The 21559-nt window shown below is 70.0% G+C and carries 19 protein-coding genes; 9 read left to right on the plus strand and 10 right to left on the minus strand.

The window, feature by feature from the left end:
- The first annotated feature begins 7 nt into the window (after positions 1-7).
- Positions 8-688 carry a FadR/GntR family transcriptional regulator gene (locus AC068D_RS13620; RefSeq protein ID WP_478823181.1) on the plus strand — a complete coding sequence of 227 codons (681 nt, stop codon included), beginning with the start codon at positions 8-10 and terminating at the stop codon, positions 686-688.
- A gap of 339 nt (positions 689-1027) precedes the next feature.
- Here AC068D_RS13620 and AC068D_RS13625 read toward each other — a convergent pair whose 3' ends face one another.
- The 3 genes from AC068D_RS13625 to fabG form a co-directional block, all read right to left on the minus strand.
- The gene (locus AC068D_RS13625) at positions 1028-1372 is read right to left on the minus strand and encodes a hypothetical protein (RefSeq protein ID WP_478823182.1); all 345 of its coding nucleotides are present in this window, start codon (positions 1370-1372) and stop codon (positions 1028-1030) included.
- 247 nt (positions 1373-1619) lie between these two features.
- A complete protein-coding gene (fabI, locus tag AC068D_RS13630) occupies positions 1620-2387 on the minus strand; it encodes an enoyl-ACP reductase FabI (protein WP_478823183.1) in 768 nt (255 codons plus the stop codon).
- Positions 2388-2391: 4 nt separating this feature from the next.
- Positions 2392-3111, minus strand: a complete 720-nt coding sequence (fabG, locus tag AC068D_RS13635; RefSeq protein ID WP_478823184.1) for a 3-oxoacyl-[acyl-carrier-protein] reductase — start codon at positions 3109-3111, stop codon at positions 2392-2394.
- 267 nt (positions 3112-3378) lie between these two features.
- On the opposite strand from fabG, the gene AC068D_RS13640 reads away from it, so the two are divergent.
- The 3 genes from AC068D_RS13640 to tyrS all read left to right on the plus strand — a co-directional run bounded on the left by AC068D_RS13640 (position 3379) and on the right by tyrS (position 7639).
- Positions 3379-4902 (plus strand): TldD/PmbA family protein, encoded by a 1524-nt coding sequence (locus tag AC068D_RS13640; protein WP_478823185.1) that lies wholly within the window; start codon positions 3379-3381, stop codon positions 4900-4902.
- On the plus strand, positions 4899-6299 hold the full coding sequence (locus tag AC068D_RS13645; RefSeq protein ID WP_478823186.1) for a metallopeptidase TldD-related protein: 1401 nt from the start codon (positions 4899-4901) through the stop codon (positions 6297-6299). The genes AC068D_RS13640 and AC068D_RS13645 overlap by 4 nt, the downstream gene beginning before the upstream one ends.
- 68 nt (positions 6300-6367) lie before the next feature.
- Entirely contained in the window at positions 6368-7639 is a 1272-nt protein-coding gene (gene tyrS / locus AC068D_RS13650; protein WP_478823187.1) for a tyrosine--tRNA ligase, read from the plus strand.
- Positions 7640-7767: 128 nt separating this feature from the next.
- Here tyrS and AC068D_RS13655 read toward each other — a convergent pair whose 3' ends face one another.
- Positions 7768-8043, minus strand: coding sequence for a GlsB/YeaQ/YmgE family stress response membrane protein (locus AC068D_RS13655; RefSeq protein WP_478823188.1), 276 nt, complete (start codon positions 8041-8043; stop codon positions 7768-7770).
- Between the two features lie 215 nt (positions 8044-8258).
- Between AC068D_RS13655 and AC068D_RS13660 the strand changes: the two genes are divergently transcribed.
- Both AC068D_RS13660 and AC068D_RS13665 read left to right on the plus strand, forming a co-directional pair.
- Positions 8259-8603 (plus strand): DUF3099 domain-containing protein, encoded by a 345-nt coding sequence (locus AC068D_RS13660; RefSeq protein WP_478823189.1) that lies wholly within the window; start codon positions 8259-8261, stop codon positions 8601-8603.
- 258 nt (positions 8604-8861) lie between these two features.
- Positions 8862-9122 carry a hypothetical protein gene (locus AC068D_RS13665; protein ID WP_478823190.1) on the plus strand — a complete coding sequence of 87 codons (261 nt, stop codon included), beginning with the start codon at positions 8862-8864 and terminating at the stop codon, positions 9120-9122.
- Here AC068D_RS13665 and moaA read toward each other — a convergent pair.
- The 3 genes from moaA to AC068D_RS13680 form a co-directional block, all read right to left on the minus strand.
- A complete protein-coding gene (gene moaA, locus AC068D_RS13670; protein WP_478823191.1) occupies positions 9105-10094 on the minus strand; it encodes a GTP 3',8-cyclase MoaA in 990 nt (329 codons plus the stop codon). The two genes, AC068D_RS13665 and moaA, sit on opposite strands and share 18 nt — an antisense overlap.
- 166 nt (positions 10095-10260) lie before the next feature.
- Entirely contained in the window at positions 10261-11895 is a 1635-nt protein-coding gene (locus AC068D_RS13675) for a solute symporter family protein (RefSeq protein ID WP_478823192.1), read from the minus strand.
- Positions 11892-12257, minus strand: coding sequence for a DUF485 domain-containing protein (locus tag AC068D_RS13680; protein WP_478823193.1), 366 nt, complete (start codon positions 12255-12257; stop codon positions 11892-11894). The genes AC068D_RS13675 and AC068D_RS13680 overlap by 4 nt, the downstream gene beginning before the upstream one ends.
- A 249-nt stretch (positions 12258-12506) precedes the next feature.
- Here AC068D_RS13680 and AC068D_RS13685 point away from each other — a divergent pair, with 249 nt between their 5' ends.
- Both AC068D_RS13685 and AC068D_RS13690 read left to right on the plus strand, forming a co-directional pair.
- Complete coding sequence (locus AC068D_RS13685) at positions 12507-14042, plus strand: S8 family peptidase (RefSeq protein ID WP_478823194.1); 1536 nt, start codon at positions 12507-12509, stop codon at positions 14040-14042.
- An 86-nt stretch (positions 14043-14128) separates the two neighbouring features.
- Positions 14129-15466, plus strand: coding sequence for a CoA transferase (locus AC068D_RS13690; RefSeq protein WP_478823195.1), 1338 nt, complete (start codon positions 14129-14131; stop codon positions 15464-15466).
- On the opposite strand, the gene AC068D_RS13695 is transcribed toward AC068D_RS13690, so the two are convergent.
- From AC068D_RS13695 to AC068D_RS13705, 3 genes are read right to left on the minus strand one after another with little or no spacing between them, the layout of a single operon-like run.
- On the minus strand, positions 15456-16499 hold the full coding sequence (locus AC068D_RS13695) for a zinc-dependent alcohol dehydrogenase family protein (RefSeq protein WP_478823196.1): 1044 nt from the start codon (positions 16497-16499) through the stop codon (positions 15456-15458). The genes AC068D_RS13690 and AC068D_RS13695 overlap by 11 nt on opposite strands.
- A 34-nt stretch (positions 16500-16533) precedes the next feature.
- On the minus strand, positions 16534-17199 hold the full coding sequence (locus AC068D_RS13700) for a lysoplasmalogenase (RefSeq protein ID WP_478823197.1): 666 nt from the start codon (positions 17197-17199) through the stop codon (positions 16534-16536).
- A complete protein-coding gene (locus AC068D_RS13705; RefSeq protein WP_478823198.1) occupies positions 17196-18122 on the minus strand; it encodes a sterol desaturase family protein in 927 nt (308 codons plus the stop codon). The genes AC068D_RS13700 and AC068D_RS13705 overlap by 4 nt, the downstream gene beginning before the upstream one ends.
- A gap of 183 nt (positions 18123-18305) precedes the next feature.
- On the opposite strand from AC068D_RS13705, the gene AC068D_RS13710 reads away from it, so the two are divergent.
- Positions 18306-21377, plus strand: a complete 3072-nt coding sequence (locus AC068D_RS13710; protein WP_478823199.1) for an NACHT domain-containing protein — start codon at positions 18306-18308, stop codon at positions 21375-21377.
- Positions 21378-21559 lie beyond the last annotated feature (182 nt).

Genomic DNA, 21559 nt, shown 5'->3' on the forward strand with positions numbered 1-21559 from the left:
GAGCACCATGGCCCTGACCTCACCCCGGCGCTCCGCGCTCTCGGATCAGGTGATCACCGAGCTGCGGAACCAGATCACCTCGGGCGAGTGGCCCGTGGGCTCACGGATCCCGACCGAACCCGAGCTGGTCGAGCAGTTGGGCGTCGCCCGCAACACGGTCCGCGAGGCCGTCCGCGCACTCGCCCACAACGGCCTCCTGGACATCCGTCAGGGCTCGGGCACCTATGTCGTGGCCACCAGCGAACTGGCCGGGGTCATGCACCGCAGGTTCGCCGACGCCGATCCGCGCCATGTGGCGGAGGTGCGCAGCACCCTGGAGTCGTCGGCGGCCCGGCTGGCGGCCGGGCACCGGACTGAGCGGGACCTGAAGCAGCTGGACACGCTGCTGGCGCGCCGTGAGGAGGCCTGGGGATCAGGCGACGCGGAGCAGTTCGTCACGGCCGATGCGACCTTCCACCTGGCCGTGGTGGCCGCGTCCCACAACGACGTGCTGACCGGGCTCTACGCGGACCTCGGCGATCTCCTCCGCGACTGGCTCCGGGACGACGTCGGTCACGAACTGCACCCGGAGAACCACATGGACCACGCCCGGCTCGTGGAGGCGATCCGTGCGGGCGACGGCGACACGGCCGCCTCCGAGGCGGCGAGCTATCCCTTCATGTGCCTGCGGAACCCGCCCCGGCCCTGAGGGCTGTCCCGCAATCCCCGGTGGATCAGCGCACGGCGTCGGATGCACAGGGACTCCCCGCGCCCGCCCGCCAGGGCCGAGGGGAAGCATCGCAGGGCGGAGTGGTGTGCTCATGGCCGGGCGTGTTCGGGCACTCCGGCAACGCGAGGTGGGGGCGCCCTCCCAGCGGCGGCCGGTGGAGCGCCGTGGCTGCCGTCGTCGCCCGCCGGGGATCACGCGTCAGCCGGGATCACGGGACAGCCCATGAGGTCGTCCCCTTTCGGCTCGCGCCGGGGAACGGACGGCAGGTCCCGTCGGAGGCCCCCTTGGCGGGACACTTGTCCGGACAGCCCCTGCCCGTCACTCCGAGGGGAGGCGTACATGGCTCACCCAGGCACGGTCTATCTCCTTCCAGCAGCGTTCGGTGAGCGTGGCGTAGGCCGTGGGGGCCACGTCGACCGGATGGCTGTCCGCGTCGATGTCCCACCATCGGAAGCACTCGACGTGCAGCTGGACCCGGTCGACGTCGAGATAGGAGTTGCGGCAGTAGGCCGTGGCCCGGGAGCCCTCGACGACGACGTCGCAGTCGGCTCCGAAGGGCCGGGGTGCGGGCTCCCCCCGGGGCAGGGCGGCAGCAGTGGACGCCGGCAGGAGCAGAACGGCCAGCGCCCCCAGCGCGGACATGGAATACCAGGTCGTACGCACAAGCAGACCTCCTCGGCCGTACGGCGGCACCAGCCGCTGCTGCACCACAAGGAAGGGATTGCCGTTCCAGCCTCACCCGGCCGGGGGCAGGGGCGCCCGTTCCGGTACGCCGAACGGGCGACGCCCCGGCCCCCGCACACAGCGGGTGACCGGGGCGTCCAGGACATACGGGTGATACGGATCGACCTCGTAACGGTGCGTCACCGAGTGCGGTGCGCCCGATGCGTCCTCGGGTGTCCGACGGGCTTCAGGCGCCCATCATGTGCACGCCACCGTCGACATGGACGATCTCGCCGGTGGTCTTCGGGAACCAGTCGGACAGCAGCGCCACGACTCCACGGCCGGCCGGGTCCGGGTCGGCCATGTTCCACTCCAGCGGCGAGCGGTGGTTCCACACGTCCGCGAGCTCGCTGAAGCCCGGGATGGACTTGGCCGCCATCGAGCCGATCGGGCCGGCCGAGATCAGGTTGCAGCGGACGTTCTGCTTGCCCAGATCACGGGCGAGGTAGCGCGACGTGGCCTCCAGGGCGGCCTTCGCCGGTCCCATCCAGTCGTACTGCGGCCATGCGAACTGTGCGTCGAACGTCAGACCGACGACCGAGCCGCCCTCCGGCATCAGCGGAAGACAGGCCATGGTCAGCGACTTCAGCGAGAAGGCCGACACATGCATCGCGGTCGAGACGGACTCGAACGGCGTGTTCAGGAAGTTGCCGCCGAGCGCGTCCTGCGGCGCGAAGCCGATGGAGTGCACGACACCGTCGAGGCTGCCGAGCTCCTCCCGGACCAGATCGGCGAGGCGGGCCAGGTGCTCGTCGTTGGTGACGTCGAGCTCGATGACCTTGGTGGGCTCGGGAAGCTTCTTGGCGATCCGCTCGGTCAGGGTGGGCCGGGGGAAGGCCGTCAGGATGATCTCCGCACCCTGCTCCTGGGCCAGCTTCGCGGTGTGGAAGGCGATGGAGGACTCCATCAGCACACCGGTGATGAGGATGCGCTTGCCGGCGAGGATTCCGCTCATGTGATCAGTGACCCATGCCCAATCCGCCGTCAACCGGGATGACGGCTCCAGTGATGTACGAGGCGTCGTCGGAGGCGAGGAACTTCACCGCGGCGGCGATCTCCTCCGGCTGCGCGTAACGGCCGAGCGGCACCTGCGAGACGATGCCCGCGCGCTGCTCGTCGTTCAGCGCCCTGGTCATGTCGGTGTCGACGAAACCGGGCGCGACGACGTTGAACGTGATGTTCCGCGAGCCGAGTTCGCGGGCGAGGGAGCGGGCGAACCCGACCAGTCCGGCCTTGGAGGCGGCGTAGTTGGCCTGTCCTGCCGAGCCGAGCAGACCGACCACCGACGAGATCAGCACGACGCGGCCCTTCTTGGCGCGCAGCATGCCGCGGTTGGCGCGCTTCACGACCCGGAAGGTGCCGGTGAGGTTGGTGTCCAGGACGGAGACGAAGTCTTCCTCGGACATCCGCATCAGCAGCTGGTCCTTGGTGACGCCGGCGTTGGCCACCAGCACCTCCACGGGACCGTGCTTCTCCTCGATCTCCTTGTAGGCCTGCTCCACCTGCTCTGCGTCGGTGATGTCGCACCTGACGGCCAGGCAGCCGAGCTCGGTCAGGGCCTCCGGGGGCTCCCCCGACCGGTATGTGATCGCGACCTTGTCGCCGACCTCGGCGAAAGCGCGGGCGATGGCGAGGCCGATGCCCCGGTTTCCTCCGGTGACGAGAACCGAGCGGCTCAACGGATCACCCTTTCGATTGCGGACTGGTACAGCGAAAACCTATCGGTCCCACCCGCCCCGGAGGGAATCGACCACCGACAGTGGCGACCTTTGTCTGCTGTGGGGACCCTACAGTCGAGCCTTCGACGGCCCCGGGCGGCGGTCCGCGCCCCTGCGCCCTGCCCAAGGCAGCCGACAAGTGCGGAAACACCTTCGATGTGAACCCTGGCGCGTGCTTGACTTCGCGTAGCGATCCGAGCACGCACACGTGAAGAGGAGAGGCCGCCTGTGGCCCATGACATCGATCAGACGTTTCTTGCGCTGCCCCTGCGGGCGCTCGCAGACGCGGCGCTCGCCCGGGCCCGTGCGCTCGGCGCCGAGCACGCGGACTTCCGGCTGGAGCGGGTGCGCAGCGCGGCGTGGCGGCTGAGGGACGCCAAGCCGGCGGGTTCGTCCGACACGACGGACCTCGGCTATGCGGTGCGGGTGGTGCACGGCGGGGCGTGGGGCTTTGCGTCCGGTGTCGATCTCACCATGGACGGCGCCGCCAGGGTGGCCGGCCAGGCCGTGGCGATGGCGAAGCTGTCCGCGCAGGTGATCGCGGCGGCCGGTTCGGACGAGAGGGTGGAGCTCGCCGAGGAGCCTGTGCACGCGGAGCGGACCTGGGTCTCGTCCTACGAAGTCGACCCGTTCACGGTCCCCGACGCGGAGAAGTCCGCCCTGCTCGCGGACTGGAGCGCGCGACTGCTGGGGGCGGACGGCGTGGCACATGTGGACGCCTCGCTGCTCACGGTCCACGAGAACAAGTTCTATGCGGACACGGCGGGCACCGTCACCACACAGCAGCGCGTGCGGCTGCATCCGCAGCTCACCGCGGTGGCGGTGGACGAGACGACCGGCGAGTTCGACTCCATGCGAACGATCGCGCCGCCGGTGGGCCGCGGCTGGGAGTATCTGACCGGCACCGGCTGGGACTGGGACACCGAGCTCGAGCAGATCCCGGCACTGCTCGCGGAGAAGATGCGCGCGCCCGGCGTCGAGGCGGGGCGGTACGACCTGGTCGTGGACCCGTCCAACCTGTGGCTGACGATCCATGAGTCGATCGGGCACGCCACCGAACTGGACCGGGCCCTGGGCTACGAGGCGGCATACGCAGGCACGTCGTTCGCCACGTTCGATCAACTGGGCAAGCTGCGGTACGGATCGCCCGTGATGAACGTGACCGGTGACAGGACCGCCGAGCACGGTCTCGCCACGATCGGCTACGACGACGAGGGCGTCGAGGGGCAGAGCTGGGACCTGGTCAAGGACGGCACGCTCGTCGGCTACCAGCTGGACCGTCGCATCGCTCGGCTGACGGGGCTCGGCCGGTCCAACGGCTGCGCCTTCGCCGACTCCCCCGCGCACGTCCCGGTGCAACGGATGGCGAACGTGTCGCTCCAGCCGGAGCAGGGTGGACTGTCGACGGAGGATCTGATCGGCGGCGTGGAGCGCGGGATCTATGTGGTCGGCGACCGCTCGTGGTCGATCGACATGCAGCGCTACAACTTCCAGTTCACCGGACAGCGGTTCTTCCGGATCGAGAACGGCCGGCTGACCGGTCAGCTGCGCGATGTCGCCTACCAGGCGACGACGACGGACTTCTGGGGCTCCATGGAGAAGGTCGGCGGGCCGCAGACGTACGTGCTGGGCGGCGCCTTCAACTGCGGCAAGGCTCAGCCGGGACAGGTCGCGGCGGTCTCGCACGGCTGTCCCTCCGCGCTGTTCCGCGGCGTCAACATCTTGAACACGACCCAGGAGGCCGGCCGATGAGCCCTGTCATCAAGCCGCACGAAATCGTCGAGCGCGCCCTCGAACTGTCCACCGCGGACGGCTGTGTCGTCATCGCCGACGAGAACTCGTCCGCCAATCTCCGCTGGGCCGGGAACGCCCTCACCACCAACGGCGTCACCCGGGGCCGCACCCTCACCGTCGTCGCCACCGTCGACGGAGCGCAGGGCACGGCGTCCGGTGTGGTGTCCCGGTCGGCCGTGACCGCCGACGACCTGGAGCCCCTGGTGCGGGCCGCGGAGGCCGCCGCTCGGGCCGGCAGCCCCGCGGAGGACGCGCAGCCGCTGATCACCGGGGTCCCGGTGGCCGGCGACTTCACGGACGCACCGGCCGAGACCTCCTCGGCGGTGTTCACGGACTTCGCTCCGGCGCTCGGAGAGGCGTTCGCCCGGGCCCGGTCCGGTGGCCGCGAGCTGTACGGCTTTGCCAACCACGAGCTGACCTCGACCTATCTCGGTACGTCGACGGGGGTGCGGCTGCGCCACGATCAGCCCAACGGGACACTGGAGCTCAACGCCAAGTCCCCCGACCGCACACGGTCCGCGTGGGTGGGGCGTTCGACGCGGGACTTCCGGGACCTCAAGGACATCGACCCGGCGGCGCTGGACGCGGAGCTGGCGACACGTCTGGGCTGGGCCGAGCGGCGCATCGAACTGCCCGCAGGCCGCTACGAGACGCTGCTGCCCCCGACCGCGGTCGCGGACCTGCTGATCTACCAGATGTGGTCGTCGACCGGCCGGGACGCCGCGGAGGGCCGCACGGTCTTCTCGAAGCCGGGCGGCGGTACACGTCTCGGCGAAACCCTGTCCGGGCTGCCGCTCACCCTGCGCAGCGACCCGCATGAGCCGGGCCTGGAGTCCGCACCGTTCGTCATCGCGCACGCCTCGGGCGACGACGCCTCCGTCTTCGACAACGGTCTTCCCCTCCCCCCGACCGAGTGGATGCAGGACGGCAGGCTGGAGCGTCTGGTCACCACCCGGCACAGCGCCGGTCTGACCGGGCTGCCGGTCGCGCCCGGGATCGGCAACCTGATCCTGGACGGCGGCGGCGAGGCCTCCCTCGAGGAGATGGTCGCGCGTACGGAGCGGGGGCTGCTGGTCACCTGCCTCTGGTACATCCGCGAGGTCGATCCGGCGACACTGCTGCTGACCGGGCTGACCAGGGACGGCGTGTATCTCGTCGAGAACGGCGAGGTCACCGGCGAGGTGAACAACTTCCGGTTCAACGAGTCGCCCGTCGACCTGCTCTCCAGGGCCGCCGAGGCGGGCCGGACGGAGAAGACGCTGCCGCGCGAGTGGAGCGACTGGTTCACCAGGGCCGCCATGCCCGCACTGCGCATCCCGGACTTCAACATGAGCTCGGTGAGCAAGGGCGTATGAGCCAATAGACTGCTCCGGGGGCAACAGCGCCCATCCCTTTGTTCGAGTGCTCGAGGAGAAACAGAACCGTGACGGACATCGTCGACGAGCTGAAGTGGCGCGGGCTGTTCGCCCTGTCCACTGACGAGGACGCTTTGCGCAAGGCGCTCGCGGACGGTCCCGTCACCTTCTATTGCGGCTTCGACCCGACCGCGCCCAGCCTGCACGTGGGACATCTGGTGCAGGCGCTCACCATGCGCCGGCTGCAGCAGGCGGGCCATCGCCCGCTGGCGCTGGTGGGCGGGGCGACGGGTCAGATCGGCGACCCGAAGCCGACCGCGGAGCGCACGCTGAACGACCCGGAGACCGTCGCGGCCTGGGTGGAGCGCGTGCGCGCACAGATCGAGCCGTTCCTGTCCTTCGAGGGCGATAACGCCGCCGTCATGGTCAACAACCTGGACTGGACGGCGGGGATGTCCGCCATCGAGTTCCTGCGGGACATCGGCAAGCACTTCCGCGTCAACAAGATGCTGACCAAGGACTCGGTCGCCCGCCGGCTCGAGTCCGACCAGGGCATCAGCTACACCGAGTTCAGTTACCAGCTGCTGCAGGGCATGGACTTCCTGGAGCTCTACCGCCGCTACGGCTGCACCCTGCAGCAGGGCGGCAGCGACCAGTGGGGCAATCTCACCGCCGGCCTGGATCTGATCCACCGCCTGGAGCCGCACGCCACCGCCCATGCGCTGGCCACGCCGCTGATGACGAAGGCGGACGGCACCAAGTTCGGCAAGACCGAGGGCGGGGCGGTCTGGCTGGACCCGGAGATGACCACGCCGTACGCGTTCTACCAGTTCTGGCTGAACGTGGACGACCGGGACGTCTCCACCTACATGCGCATCCTCAGCTTCAGGAGCCGCCAGGAGCTCGAGGAGCTGGAGAAGCAGACCGAGGAGCGTCCCCAGGCGCGGGCGGCACAGCGGGCGCTCGCCGAAGAGCTGACGACGCTGGTGCACGGCGCCGAGCAGTGCGCGGCGGTCATCGCCGCGTCCAAGGCGCTCTTCGGCCAGGGCGAGCTCACGGAACTGGACGAGGCGACGCTCGATGCGGCGCTCTCGGAACTGCCTCACGCACGTGTCGCCGCGCCCGGCCCGGTGGCCGATCTCTTCGCGGAGGTCGGTCTGGCGGCGAGCAAGTCGGCCGCCCGCAGGACCATCAAGGAGGGCGGGGCCTACGTGAACAACGTGAAGGTGACGGCCGAGGACGCCGTCCCGGTGACCGGGGACCTCCTGCACGGGCGATGGCTGGTGCTGCGCCGCGGCAAGAAGAACCTGGCCGCGGTCGAGGTCGGCGCCACGGACTGAGCACAGCCCCGGAGGCGGTCCGGGCACGCATGGCTGCGGCCGGGTGAATCCTCCGCTCACCCGGCCGCAGCCATGTGGTCTTTCCCGCCGCGCCCGGATGGCCGCCGTGGCGCCGCCCGAGGCGTCGGTCAGGCGCTCTGTTTCCTGCGGCGCAACGACATGTAGAGCATGTCACCGAGCCCCACGACGACCAGGGCCGCGATGATCTGCAGGATGTGCCGGCCCCAGTCGATGCCCGGGGTCTCCGCGATTCCGAACGCTCCGGCGAGTGCGTTGCCGGCGATCCCGCCGATGATTCCGAAGATCGTGACGAGCCAGAGCGGGCTGTGCTGTTTCCCCGGCAGGATCGCCTTGGCCAGCAACCCCAGTACGAACCCGACAATGATCGCCCACAACCAGCTCATGGCTGCCTCCCGGTTCGGCCCGACGTGAGCCGTTACGGGACAGTGTCGGCCTATCCGCCATACGGCGCATGTCGGACGCTCACTGCGCGGTGGGGCCATCGGGCTGTGCCCGGATGAGGGACGCCCCGGTCTCGAACGTGTCGCAGCCGCGGCGTACCGTGGGGTGAGGATCGGGCCGGGGAGTGTCCGGCACGGCGGTCGGGCGGTGGAATGTCATGCGGAAGCACAACACGACCGAGGTCTTCCGGATCACCGGGGCCCGGCAGGGACTCGCCGACGATGTGCGCGGCCGGCAGCGCCGCTATGTGATCTCGATGTCCGTGCGGACCGTGTCCGTGATCCTGGCGGCGACGCTCTGGAACGTGGAACGGCATGTGGCCATCGTGGCGCTGGTGCTGGGCGCGCTGCTCCCCTACATCGCCGTGGTCATCGCCAACGCCGGACGGGAGAGCGCTCCCTCGCTGCCGTCGACCTTCGTGTCCCCGCCGGCGCAGCCGATGCTCGGCCCCGGCGACCCCGTAGCGGAAGACCAGGCGGAACGGCCCGCGCACCAGAGCTGATTCACCTCGACCCCCAGGCTCAAGAAATCCTCAGATCAATCGTGAAGTTCCAGTGCACTGCGGCCCGTTCCGCGTGACATACTGCCTGTGCGCTCCGCATCCCCCGTCGGAGCGACGGACCGACGCCGGGCAGCTCCCCCCGTGGCTGCCCGGCGTCGCCTTTGTTCCCGGCACCGTCGCCACGCCGTTCCTGGCGTGGCCGGTGTGACCGTCGTGGGTCGTCATCGGTGTCCGGCCGTCATGGGCGTCCCCGCCGTCATGGACAATGATCGAGTGAGTGACGCGATCCCGATCTGTTCCGCCAAGGGCTGCCGTGCCGCCGCCGTCTGGGTACTCGCCTGGAACAACCCGAAGCTCCATACGCCGGAGCGCCGCAAGACGTGGCTCGCGTGCGAGGAGCACCGTGAGCATCTCTCACAGTTCCTCGGGGTGCGCGGCTTCCTGAAGGATGTGGTGACGCTCGACGAGTGGGAGGGCGGCTCGGCGGCCGACGGCCCGGGCTCAGCCGCCGATGGCTGACATGGGGCGCACGGGCTGGAGGAAGGTCGGGTCGTCCAGACCGGATCCGGCTTTCTTGCCCCACATCGCGGTCTTCCAGATCCCGGCGATCTCCTCGTCCGTCGCGCCGGAGCGCAGGGCACCGCGCAGATCGGTCTCCTCCTGAGCGAAGAGGCAGGTGCGGACCTGTCCGTCGGCGGTGAGGCGGGTGCGGTCGCAAGCGCTGCAGAAGGGGCGCGTGACGGAGGCTATGACCCCGACGCGGTGCGGCCCGCCGTCCACCAGCCAGCGCTCGGCGGGCGCGGAGCCACGAGCCTCCTCGGCCTCGGAGGTGAGGGCGAAGCGCGTACGCAGCGAATCCAGGATTTCACCGGCGGTGATCATGCCGTCGCGCTTCCAGCCGTGCTGGGCGTCGAGCGGCATCTGCTCGATGAAGCGCAGCTCGTAGTCGTGCTCGATGGCCCAGGCCAGCAGGTCCGGAGCCTCGTCGTCGTTGAGCCCGGGCATCAGGACGGTGTTGACCTTGACGGGGTTCAGCCCGGCATCACGTGCGGCTTGGAGGCCGTCCAGCACATCGTGGTGGCGGTCGCGGCGGGTGAGGGTCTTGAAGACCTCGGGGCGCAGGGTGTCGAGGGAGACGTTGACACGGTCCAGACCGGCCGCCTTGAGCGCGGTCGCGGTGCGCTTCAGGCCGATGCCGTTGGTGGTCAGCGACATCTTGGGGCGGGGGGCCAGCGCCGCGCACTGCTCGACGATGCCCACCAGGCCGGGCCGCAGCAGCGGCTCCCCGCCGGTGAAGCGGACCTCGGTGATCCCCAGGCCGGTGACGGCGATGCGGATCAGCCGGACGATCTCGTCATCGCTCAGCAGATCGGGCTTGGCCAGCCACTGAAGGCCCTCTTCGGGCATGCAGTAGGCGCAGCGCAGATTGCACCGGTCCGTGAGGGAAACCCTCAGGTCGGTGGCGACGCGGCCGTATGTGTCGATAAGCACTGCGGGCCCCCTCCCCCTGTGCGGAAGTCGTAACTGAACTCATCTGCACGACCGAGCCTACGCGACTGCTCGGACAACGACGGGTGCAGATTGACACGAGGTATGGCGCTGCCGCGTCGTAGGACTCTACGACGCGGCAGCGATCAGGCGTATGACGGTTTCCTCCTCAGTGGGCACCGACTCCTGTGAGGGACTTGACCTCGAGCTCGGCGTACTTGCCCGGGTCCGGCTCCTCCTTGGAGAGGACGGTGCCGAGCCAGCCGAGCAGGAAGCCCAGCGGGATGGAGACGAGGCCGGGGTTCTCGAGCGGGAACCAGGCGAAGTCCGCCGTGGGGAACATCGACGTGGGCTTGCCGGAGACGACCGGGGAGATCAGTACGAGCAGCACGGACGAGATCAGGCCACCGTAGATGGACCAGAGGGCACCCCCCGTGGTGAACCTCTTCCAGAACAGGCTGTAGAGGATCGTCGGGAGATTGGCGGATGCGGCGACCGCGAAGGCGAGCGCGACCAGCCCTGCCACATTCAGGTCACGGGCCATCGCACCGAGTGCGATGGAGACGATGCCGATGAGGACGGTCGCCCAGCGCGCCGCGCGGACCTCTTCTTGCTCGCTCGCCCGTCCCCTGCGGATGACGTTGGCGTAGATGTCGTGCGCGAAGGAGGACGAGGACGCCAGGGTGAGTCCGGCGACGACCGCGAGGATGGTGGCGAAGGCGACCGCGGAGATCACGGCGAGCAGGATCGCGCCGCCCGTCGAGTCGGCCCCGCCGATGTGCAGGGCGAGCAGCGGGGCCGCGGTGTTGCCCGCCTTGTTGGACCGGGTGATCTCCTCGGGTCCGACGAGTGCCGCCGCGCCGAAGCCGAGCGCGATGGTCATCAGGTAGAAGGCACCGATGATGCCGATGGCCCAGATGACGGACTTACGGGCTGCTTTGGCGGTCGGCACGGTGTAGAAGCGGATCAGGATGTGCGGCAGACCGGCGGTGCCGAGGACGAGGGCGACACCGAGCGAGATGAAGTCCAGCTTGGAGGTGCCGGTCGCGCCGTACTTGAGGCCGGGCTCCAGGAAGGCGGCGCCCTTGCCGCTCTTCTCGGCCGCCGTGCCGAGCAGGTCGGAGACATTGAAGTTGAACTTCAGCAGCACCAGGAAGGTGATGAGCAGGGTGCCCGCGATGAGCAGGACCGCCTTGACCATCTGCACCCAGGTGGTGCCCTTCATTCCGCCGATGGTCACGTAGAGGATCATCAGGATGCCGACGAGACCCACGATCCCGACCTTGCCCACGTCACTGGTGATACCGAGCAGCAGCGAGACGAGCACACCCGCACCGGCCATCTGGGCGAGCAGATAGAAGATCGACACGACGATCGTGGAAGTCCCCGCGGCGGTACGGACCGGGCGCTGACGCATGCGGTACGCGAGCACGTCGCCCATGGTGAAGCGGCCGGAGTTGCGCAGCGGTTCAGCGACCAGCAGCAGGGCGACCAGCCAGGCGACGAGGAAGCCGATGGAGTAGAGGAATCCGTCGTAGCCGAACAGGGCGATGGCGCCCGCGATGCCCAGGAAGGACGCGGCCGACATGTAGTCGCCGGAGATGGCGAGTCCGTTCTGGAAACCGGTGAACTGGCGTCCGCCGGCGTAGAAGTCGGCGGCGTCCTTGGTCTGCCGGCCGGCCCAGACCGTAATGCACAGCGTGGCGACGACGAAGGCGGCGAAAAGGGAGATGATCAGCGGCCGGTGCTCGCTCGTGGCACTCGATGCCGCCAGCTGCACGCCCTGGAAAGCGGTGCTGCTCATGCGCCGGCCTCCATACGGGACTTGATCGCTTCCGCCTTGGGATCGAGCTTCTCGGCAGCGTGCCGCGCGTAGAACCAGGCGATCAGGAAGGTGGTCGCGAACTGGGCGAGGCCGAGGACCAGGGCGACGTTGATGTTGCCGAAGAGCTTGGTGCCCATGAAGCCGCCCGCGTAGTTGGACAGCAGGACGTACAGCAGGTACCAGGCGATGAAGGCGAAGGTCAGGGGGAAGGCGAAGGAGCGGTACGTGCGGCGCAGCTCGCCGAATTCCGCACTCTCCTGCACCTCGGCGAACTGTTCCGTCGTGGGCTGAGCAGGGCTGGTGTCCGTAGCGCCCGTGGGCGGCGGTGCATCGATAGACACGGAATCTCCTCGCGACGCTGGTGCGATAGGCATCAGGAAGGGGGACCCCGGATGCCGGGGCCGATGGTGCTCCTCCCCGACAACGGCACGGCAGCGATGGCGAAGCGGTTCACTTCCGGTCTTCATCTCGTCAGGGTTTTCCATCGGAAGTCGTTGATGTACCCCGATGATCGGGATAACTTCACTCGTCATGTACCCGCCCATTCGCAACAGGGGTGTCTGGGCGGACACGGATGATGTGGAGAACCCATGGCTCATCTGCGATCCAGACGAACGCGCGCAATAGCTCTGCCCGCGGGTCTGGCGCTCACGGCCTCGCTCGGTTTCCTGCCCGCGGGTGCGGCCTCGGCCGTCACCGCCGACGGATCGGCAACCGCCGCCGTCACCGCCGACGGCCCGAAGCTGTCGTACGTCGTCAACACGCACGGCGGTCGCTCCACGGCCAAGTCCGTGCAGCGGGCGATCGAGAAGGCCGGTGGCACGGTGGTGATCGCCTACGACCAGATCGGCGTCATCGTCGTCCACTCGCAGAACCCGGACTTCGCCAAGCAGATCCGCACGGTCAAGGGCGTCAGCTCGGCCGGTGCCACCCGCACCAACCCGATCGCCCCGCAGACGGACACCTCGATCGGTGCGGAGCAGCCGCTCAGCTCGTCCGAGGCGGTCCGGGCGGCGGCGCAGGCCACCGACGAGCAGGACCCTTTCGAGCCGTTGCAGTGGGATCTGCCCGCCATCAAGGCGGACAAGGCCCACAAGAAGACTCTGGGCAGCAAGAAGGTGACGGTCGGCGTCATCGACACGGGTGTCGACGACACCCACCCCGATCTCGCGCCCAACTTCGATGTCAGGGCGTCGGCCAACTGTGTGTCGGGCAAGCCCGACACCGCCCCCGGCTCCTGGCGCCCGGCACCGGGCGAGAGCGACCACGGCACCCATGTGGCGGGCACCATCGCCGCTGCGAAGAACGGCGTCGGGGTCACCGGTGTCGCCCCGGGCGTGAAGGTGTCCGGCATCAAGGTCTCCAACCCGGACGGCTTCTTCTACACCGAGTCGGTGGTCTGCGGCTTCGTCTGGGCCGCCGAGCACGATGTCGATGTCACCAACAACAGCTACTACACCGACCCGTGGCTGTTCGCGTGCAAGAACGACGAGGACCAGAAGGCCCTCCTCGAGTCGGTCACCCGGGCCGCGAAGTACGCCGAGCGCAAGGGCGCGGTGAACGTCGCCGCGGCCGGCAACTCCAGGATGGACCTGGCGGCCGAGCAGCTCACCGACACCACCAGCCCCAACGACACCACGCCGGTGACGCGGCCCATCAACCCGCGCGAGTGCCTGGACTACCCGACGATGCTGCCGGGTGTCGTGACGGTCTCGGCGACGGGCGCCAAGGGTCTGAAGTCGTCGTACTCGAACTACGGCAAGGGCGTTGTCGACATCTCCGCCCCGGGCGGCGACTCGACGGCCTTCCAGGCGCCGGACGCCCCGGCCACCAACGGACTCATCCTGTCCACGGTGATGAACGGCGGCTACGGCTACAAGGCCGGTACGTCGATGGCGTCCCCGCATGTCGCGGGCGTCGCCGCGCTCATCAAGTCGACCCACCCGCGGGCCTCGGCCGCCGAGGTCAAGGCCATGCTCTACGCACAGGCCGACGACACGGCGTGCGGTGAGCCGTACGACATCAACAAGGACGGAACGATCGACGCCGTCTGCGAGGGTGGCAAGAGCAAGAACGGGTTCTACGGAACCGGCCTGACGGACGCGCTGGACGCAGTGCGCCGCTGACGGCAGTCGTGTGAGGGCCCGGGTGCGTGATCACACCCGGGCCCTCCCCCTGGCCGCACCCTGGCACGGAGTGCCATAGTGCGGTCATGATCGACACTGCTTCGCACGGAACAGAGGCCCTCTGGGCGGCTCTCGGCGGTGATCCGGCGCTGACTGCGCGCGTTTCCCACGGTGGCCCTCCCGGACTGCTCGCGGCCCGGCTGCCCGTCATGGAACTGGCCCGCGCCACGGTCGCGGTCTGCTCGCTCGCGGCCGCCGAGCACGCGGCGAGCGGCGCCGGGGGTCCGGTGCCCGCAGTGCGGGTCGACGACGGAGCAGTCGCCACGGCTTTCGTGAGCGAGCGGCATCTGCTGGTGGACGGACGGGCCCCGGTGGCGTTCGCCCCGCTCTCCCGTTTCTGGCGCACCGCGGACGGATGGGTGCGCACCCACGCCAACTACCCGCACCACAGGGCCGCGCTGCTGGCCGCGCTGGGCACGGACGAGGACGGTGTGGAGGCCGCGCTCGTCGAGCGGCGGTCGCTGGACGTCGAGGACGCGGTGTACGCGGCCGGCGGCCTCGCGGTCGCCCTGCGCACCCCCGAGGAGTGGACGGCGCACCCGCAGGGCGCGACTGTGGCCCGGCAGCCGCTGCTGATGCGGGACCGGCTCGACGAGACGGCACCACGACGTGCCGGGGGCCCGCTGCGGGTCCTCGACCTCACCCGGGTCATCGCAGGGCCCGTCGCCACCCGGACGCTCGCGCTGCTCGGCGCGGATGTGCTGCGCATCGACCCGCCCCGGCTGCCCGAGCTCCCGGACCAGCATGCCGACACCGGCTTCGGCAAGCGGTCCGCGACGCTGGACCTGGACAGCCCTGCCGACCGACGGACCTTCGACGACCTCCTCGACCGGGCCGATGTACTGGTCACCGGCTACCGCCCCGGTGCGCTCGACCGCTACCGCCCCGTCCGGCCCGGTCTGGTCGTCGCGCAGCTGTCGGCCTGGGGCGACGAGGGGCCCTGGAGCGGGAGGCGCGGCTTCGACAGCCTGGTACAGGTGGCGAGCGGGATCGCCGTGACCGAGGGCATGGGGGACCGTCCGGGTGCGCTGCCCGCACAGGCCCTCGACCACGGCACGGGATATCTCCTCGCGGCGGCGGTGCTCAGATCCCTGACCGAGCAGAAGGCCGAGGGCGGCACCCGGCTGGTGCGGCTGGCCCTGGCCCGCACGGCCCGCTTTCTGACACACGGGCTGACGGCCGCCGGGCCGGGCGGGCCGGAGGCGGGTGCCCACGATGTGAGGCGCCGGCTGGCCGAATGCGACAGTCCGCTCGGCAGGCTGCGGCATGCTCTGCCCCCGGTGGCGTACGACGGCTGCCCGGCGGACTGGTCGCGCCCGCCGGGCATCTGGGGCGCGGACGCCCCGGAGTGGATCACGGCTTGACGAGAACCTTCAGGGCGGTGCGCTCGTCCATGGCCTTGTAGCCGCCCGGGACACCCTCCAGGCCGACGGTCAGGTCGAAGACCGGGGACGGGTCGACGGTGCCGTCCAGCACGTCCGGCAGCAGCTCCGGGATGTAGGCGCGGACGGGGGCGACACCGCCGCGCAGCGCGATGTTGCGGTCGAACATGACGTCCAGGTCGAGGCCGGTTCCGCTGCCGTGCGGGACGCCGACGTAGCCGATGGAGCCGCCGTCACGGGTGATCCCGACGGCAGTGCGCATCGACTGCTCGGTGCCGACGGCCTCGATGACGGCGTGTGCCCCGTGGCCGCCGGTCAGCTCACGGACAGCCGCGACGGCCTCGTCGCCGCGGGCCGCGACGACGTCCGTGGCACCGAAGGTGCGGGCGATGTCGGTGCGCACCCGGTGGCGGCCGAGCGCGATGATCCGCTCGGCGCCCAGCCGCTTCGCGGCCAGCACCCCGCACAGTCCGACCGCGCCGTCACCGACCACGGCGACCGTGCGGCCCTTGGCGACCCCCGCGCCGATGGCGGCGTGGTGGCCGGTGCCGAGGACGTCGGAGAGCGCGAGGAGTGCGGTGAGCAGGTGGTCCTCGGAGGCCGCGGCCGCGGGGAGCTTGACGAGGGTGCCGTCGGCGAAGGGCACTCGCACGGCCTCCCCCTGGCCGCCGTCGGAGCCGACGGAGCCCCAGAAACCGCCCTGGGGACAGGAGGTCTGCAGGCCCTGGGCGCAGTAGTCGCAGGTGCCGTCGGACCAGACGAACGGTGCGACCACCAGATCACCGGGCACGAAACCGGTCACCTCGGCGCCGGCGTCCTCGACGATGCCCAGGAACTCGTGGCCGATGCGCTGACCCGGCTGCCGGGCCGAGTCACCACGGTATGCCCACAGGTCGCTGCCGCAGATACAGGCCCGCAGGACTCGCACCACGACATCGGTGGGTTGCTGCAGCCCCGGGTCCGGGACGTCCTCCACGCGCATGTCGTACGGGGCGTGGATGGTAGTGGCACGCATGACGGACAGATCCTCGCTTCGACGCTTCGACTTCTCAGACGGCGGTACGCGCTTCACCGTACGCCCGGTCCGGTTCGGGCGTGCACCCGAGCGTGGCCAGAGCGCCGGTCGTCAGGAGGTACTGCGCGGCCGCATAGGTGAGCATGATCCAGAAGTCGGGTGCGGGAAGCTGGGGCCACTCGGCGACACCCGTCGCGATGAGCGTGTCGGAGACCAGGAACAGCGCCCCGCCGACGGCGGCCGCACGCCCCAGTGCACCCGACCGGTACGCCATGGCGGTCAGCAGCAGCGAGTACCCGGCGACGGGGATCCGCAGGCCGGCGGGCAGGCCCGGCCAGAGGAGCCCGACCGCGCACACGAGGACGGCCGCGTACGCGACGGCGGCCGCCGGACTCGTACGCCGCCTCCCGAACAGCACCAGGTAGCAGACGTGACCCGCGGCGAACGACCCCATTCCGACGAGGAACGCCCAGTCGGCCTCGGAGAGCAGGAACACGTCCCCGCTCCATCCGAGCAGCAGCGCCGCGATCAGGGTCCGGGGCGCGCCGCGGGTCGCCGCATATGCGGCGAGCAGGGGCATGAGCAGCGGTTTGGCGAGCGTATGACCGGTGTCCCAGTCGGCGAGAAGCGCGACGAGGTCGGCGGCCAGTGCCACCAGGAAAGCGCCCAGCAGCACCCGGGAGGACCGTTCGCGGCTCATACGGCGTTCTCCGGCTCAGGGGCGGAGGCGACGCCGCGGTCGGGTGCAACGCTCCGGACGGAGGCGGCGCTCCGGCCGGGGTCGACGGACCGGGCGGGTTGCCACCCGGGCCCCCGCAGCATCCGACCGGTCCGCTCGCGCCAGCCGTCGGCCGCACGCAGGTCCCGGGCGATGGCCACGTACTCGTGGGTCGCGACACGCAGCGGGTTGTAGGTCCCGATGTTCTTGGTGAGCCCGTACACCGGCCGCTCCTTCTCCGCGGTGAACGAGCGGAACAGCCGGTCCCAGAGGATGAGTATCCCGCCGAAGTTCCGGTCCAGGTAGCCGCCTTGGGAGGCGTGGTGGACGCGGTGGTGGGACGGGGTGTTGAAGACGTACTCGAATGGCCTCGGCAGCTTGTCGATCCGCTCGGTGTGGATCCAGAACTGGTAGACGAGGTTCACGGAGTAGCAGAACGCGAGAGCGGCCGGGTGGACACCGCAGGCGATCAGCGGCAGATAGAACGGCCAGGTGGTGAACCCCGTCCACGGCTGGCGCAGCGCAGTGCTGAGGTTGAACTTCCGGCTGGAGTGGTGGACGACATGGCTCGCCCACAGGATCCGGATGACGTGATGGCCGCGGTGCGACCAGTAGTAGAGGAAGTCCTGCCCGAGAAGCATCAGCGGGATCGTCCACCACAGGACGGGGACGCGGAGCGGGGTGAGCTCGTACACCACTGTGTAGACCGCGACGACCGGGATCTTCCAGAGCAGGTCGAAGAAGAGACTGCCGAGCCCCATGGTGAGGCTGGTGACGGCGTCCTTCGACTCGTACCCGGCGGCGTCCTCGTCGGGATGGAGCCGGTAGCTGACCATCTCCAGGACGGTGAGCAGCACGAAGGCCGGTATCGACCAGAGCACGACATCGGGCAGGTTGGGCGGCATGCGAGGACCGTAGAGGCGGGTGCGCGGGGACGGCTAGATGTCGTTACCAACAAGTATGTGAGACAAGTTGTCAGCGAGCTTTGGCGGAATCCACCAACTCCCGCCGTGTGATCGTCCTACGCTGCTGCCGCAGGGGACCACCGAGGACGGCATACGAGGGGACTCGGATCTGTGGTGCACGGGGTGGACGTCGCGCTGACCAGGCTCGCCGGCACGGTGCTGGGGGCCGTCGCCAGATCACTGCTCGCCCCACCCCGGGGAGCGGGTCTGGTCGGATCGCCCGTCAGACCGTTACCGCGGCCGGCGGGCCCGGACCGACTGGCGAAGGTGCTGGGGGGACGGCTCTCCTCGGGCGCGTACGCGACGCTCCCGGAGCACGAGCGACTGGCTGCGGTCGACGCGGTACGGGACGCCTTCGCCGTGGCGGGGAGCATCGACGCGGACCGGCTGTTCGCGGTCGACCTCGATCCCGAGCGGCTGCGGGACCAGTTGCGCCCGCCGGGCGACGCCGGGCTGAGCCCACGCGCGGAGGATCTGTACGAGGAGCTGCTCGGCCTGTGCTGCGTGCATCTGCTGGAGCAGGCGACCGCGCAGCCGTCGTTCACGGCACGTGCGGCCGTGGAGCAGGTGCGCACGGCGGGCAGCACGCGGGATGCGGTGGAGGCGCTGGCGGGGCGCAGTCCGGACGCGGCGGCGCTGGAGTTCGAGGAGCGGTACGCGCAGTACGTGGCGGCGACGCACGGGCGGCTGGAGCTCTTCGGGCTGACGCTGGGGCGGTCGGCTCGGGAGTGGCCGCTGGACACGGCGTACATCAGCCTGACGGTGAGCGGCGACGACGCACGGGCGGAAGGAGACGGTCCGCCCCGCACGGGCCGGGCCGCCGTCAGGGTCGAGCAGATCCTGACGGCCCACGACCGGCTGCTGCTGCGCGGGCCCGCGGGCTCCGGCAAGAGCACGCTGGTTCAGTGGCTTGCGCTGAACGCGGCCCGGCGCAGCTTCAGCGGCGATCCGGGTGACTGGAACCGCTGCGTGCCGTTCGTGCTGCGACTGCGCGCATTCACATCGGCAGATGCGCTGCCCACGCCCGAGGACCTTCTGCGGGCGACGGGGGTCCCGCTGGGTGCTCCGGCGGGGTGGACCGAGCGCATGCTGGCCGAGGGCCGGGCGCTGATCCTGGTGGACGGCGTGGACGAAGTCCCGATGCGCCTGCGGACCCGTACCGAAGCCTGGCTGAAGTCCCTGATCGCGGCCTATCCGGACGCCCGGTACGTGGTGACGACCCGCCCCTCCGCGGTGCCGGAGGACTGGCTGTCCCGGCTCGGCTTCACCGCGCACTCGCTGCTGCCCATGGACCGCGACGACATCCGCTCGTTCATCGGCCACTGGCACGACGCGGCCCGGCTGGAGTGCCCCTCCGCGTCCGAGCGCGGGGAGCTGGACACGTACGAGGATTCCCTGCGCCAGGCCGTGGGCACCCGTCGGGATCTGGGACGGCTCGCCACCAACCCGCTGATGTGTGCCCTGTTGTGCGCGCTGAACCGCGACCGCCGGATGCAGCTGCCCCGGGCCCGCAAGGAGCTGTACGACGCGGCGCTGGACATGCTGCTCGTACGACGCGACACGGAACGGGAGATCACCGGCGTCGAGGGGGTCGATCTCACCCGTGAGGAGCAGACCGCGCTGCTGCAACGGCTCGCGTACTGGCTGATCCGCAACGGCCAGGTGGAGGCGGACCGCGGCGAGGCCGTGGAGATGGTCGCCGAGTGGCTGGTGGCCATGCCCCAGGTGAGAGGCACGGCCGAACAGGTCTTCGCCCATCTGCTGATCCGCAGCGGACTGCTCCGCGAACCGGTCTCAGGTGCCGTGGACTTCGTCCACCGGACCTTCCAGGACCATCTGGGGGCCAAGGCGGCGGTGGAGTCCCGCGACTTCGGTGTGCTGGTTCGCAACGCACACGACGACCGCTGGGACGACGTGGTCCAGATGGCGGTCGGGCACGCCAGGCCGGAGGAACGGGCCCGGCTGCTGAGGCAGTTGCTGCGGCGCGCGGACCGGGCACCGAGGCTGAGGCACCGACTGGTGCTGCTGGCGGCGGCGTGTCTCGAGCATGCGCCGGAGCTGGATCCGGCGGTACGGGCCGAGGTCCGGGCACGTGCGGAGGAGTTGGTGCCGCCGCGGAGCGTCATGGAGGCCGAGGAGCTGGCGAAGGTCGGCCCGCTGGTGCTGGAGCTGATGCCGGGACCGGAGGGGCTGGACGAGGAGTCGGCCGCGGCGGTGGTGCGGACGGCGACGCTGGTGGGCAGCGACGCGGGGATGCAGGTGATCGCGCGGTTCGCGAAGGACACGCGCCACCTGGTCGGTTACGAGGTGTCGTACGGCTGGAGCGCCTTCGACACCCAGGAGTACGCACGCACGGTGCTCAGGGAGGTCACGCCGGGCATGACGTACGTCAAAGTGCGTACGTCCCAGCAGCTGGCGGAGCTCGCACACTTGAGACATCTCACCTGGATCCACCTCACGGGCGACCACGGCATCCCGGCCGTGCTCACGCAGCACACCGCGCTCGAATCGCTGTTCCTCAACCGCGACGGCGGGCTGCACGATCTGTCTCCGTTGGCTGCACTGCCCCGGCTGACCCTGCTGGGTGTCGACGGCTGTCCCGCGCTCACGGATCTCGGCTCCCTGCGCGGACTGCCGCTGAGGACGCTCTACCTCAACAATCTCGTCGGGGGCCTCTCGCTCGCTCCGGTCGAGGACCTCCCCGCGCTCCAGCTGCTGTCGCTCGATTTCCAGGCGGGTGTCTCCCGCGTCGGCGAGATACCCGCGGGGGCAGGACTCACGCACCTCGGTCTCTTCGGAGGGGCCCGGGCCATCAGCCTTGACGGTCTCGAACGCTGGCCGCACCTGGAGTGGCTGACGATCGTGGGAGACGCGCAGGCGAGGGCGCTGGCCGGACAATCCCATGAGTTCCCGCTCGACACCCTCCAGGTGCTCGACCAGTCCGCGCTGGACCTCGACACCGTCGTGCGCCACCAGGAACTCACCGAGCTGTACGTGGGTGACAGCCGACTCGCCTCCGGCCTCGAACCCCTGCGGGAACTGCCCAGGCTGACCCGGCTGTCGCTCGATGCCTGCGGCTCCGTGGACGTCTCACCGCTCGCCGGCCACGACCGGCTCACGGTCGTGGCCCACCACGGAACACAGTTGACCGGCGAAGAGCTGTTCCCTCCGGAGCGGATCAAGCGCAGGCGCTGAGGTCTTTCGTTTGGATCGGGCTGGATCGGTGAGCGGGGTCCGGTGCGTGCGATCGCAAAGCGGAGGAAGGGGCCCACGCGGAGCGTGGGCGACCGACGACAACGCGGCGAGCGTGCGTGCCGGGTCACACGAGCCCGGCAAGATCCAAACGAAAGGCCCTGGTGCTGTGACCGGATAGTTTG

The organism is Streptomyces sp. NPDC043861 (genome assembly GCF_056435905.1).

What these genes read in the sequence shown, in the direction of transcription:
- AC068D_RS13620 (WP_478823181.1), top strand. Translation starts at nt 8, where the DNA reads ATGGCCCTGACCTCACCCCGGCGCTCCGCGCTCTCGGATCAGGTGATC.
- fabI (WP_478823183.1), bottom strand. Translation starts at nt 2,387, where the DNA reads ATGAGCGGAATCCTCGCCGGCAAGCGCATCCTCATCACCGGTGTGCTG.
- AC068D_RS13645 (WP_478823186.1), top strand. Translation starts at nt 4,899, where the DNA reads ATGAGCCCTGTCATCAAGCCGCACGAAATCGTCGAGCGCGCCCTCGAA.
- AC068D_RS13655 (WP_478823188.1), bottom strand. Translation starts at nt 8,043, where the DNA reads ATGAGCTGGTTGTGGGCGATCATTGTCGGGTTCGTACTGGGGTTGCTG.
- AC068D_RS13660 (WP_478823189.1), top strand. Translation starts at nt 8,259, where the DNA reads ATGCGGAAGCACAACACGACCGAGGTCTTCCGGATCACCGGGGCCCGG.
- AC068D_RS13665 (WP_478823190.1), top strand. Translation starts at nt 8,862, where the DNA reads ATGGACAATGATCGAGTGAGTGACGCGATCCCGATCTGTTCCGCCAAG.
- AC068D_RS13675 (WP_478823192.1), bottom strand. Translation starts at nt 11,895, where the DNA reads ATGAGCAGCACCGCTTTCCAGGGCGTGCAGCTGGCGGCATCGAGTGCC.
- AC068D_RS13685 (WP_478823194.1), top strand. Translation starts at nt 12,507, where the DNA reads ATGGCTCATCTGCGATCCAGACGAACGCGCGCAATAGCTCTGCCCGCG.
- AC068D_RS13690 (WP_478823195.1), top strand. Translation starts at nt 14,129, where the DNA reads ATGATCGACACTGCTTCGCACGGAACAGAGGCCCTCTGGGCGGCTCTC.
- AC068D_RS13695 (WP_478823196.1), bottom strand. Translation starts at nt 16,499, where the DNA reads ATGCGTGCCACTACCATCCACGCCCCGTACGACATGCGCGTGGAGGAC.
- AC068D_RS13700 (WP_478823197.1), bottom strand. Translation starts at nt 17,199, where the DNA reads ATGAGCCGCGAACGGTCCTCCCGGGTGCTGCTGGGCGCTTTCCTGGTG.
- AC068D_RS13705 (WP_478823198.1), bottom strand. Translation starts at nt 18,122, where the DNA reads ATGCCGCCCAACCTGCCCGATGTCGTGCTCTGGTCGATACCGGCCTTC.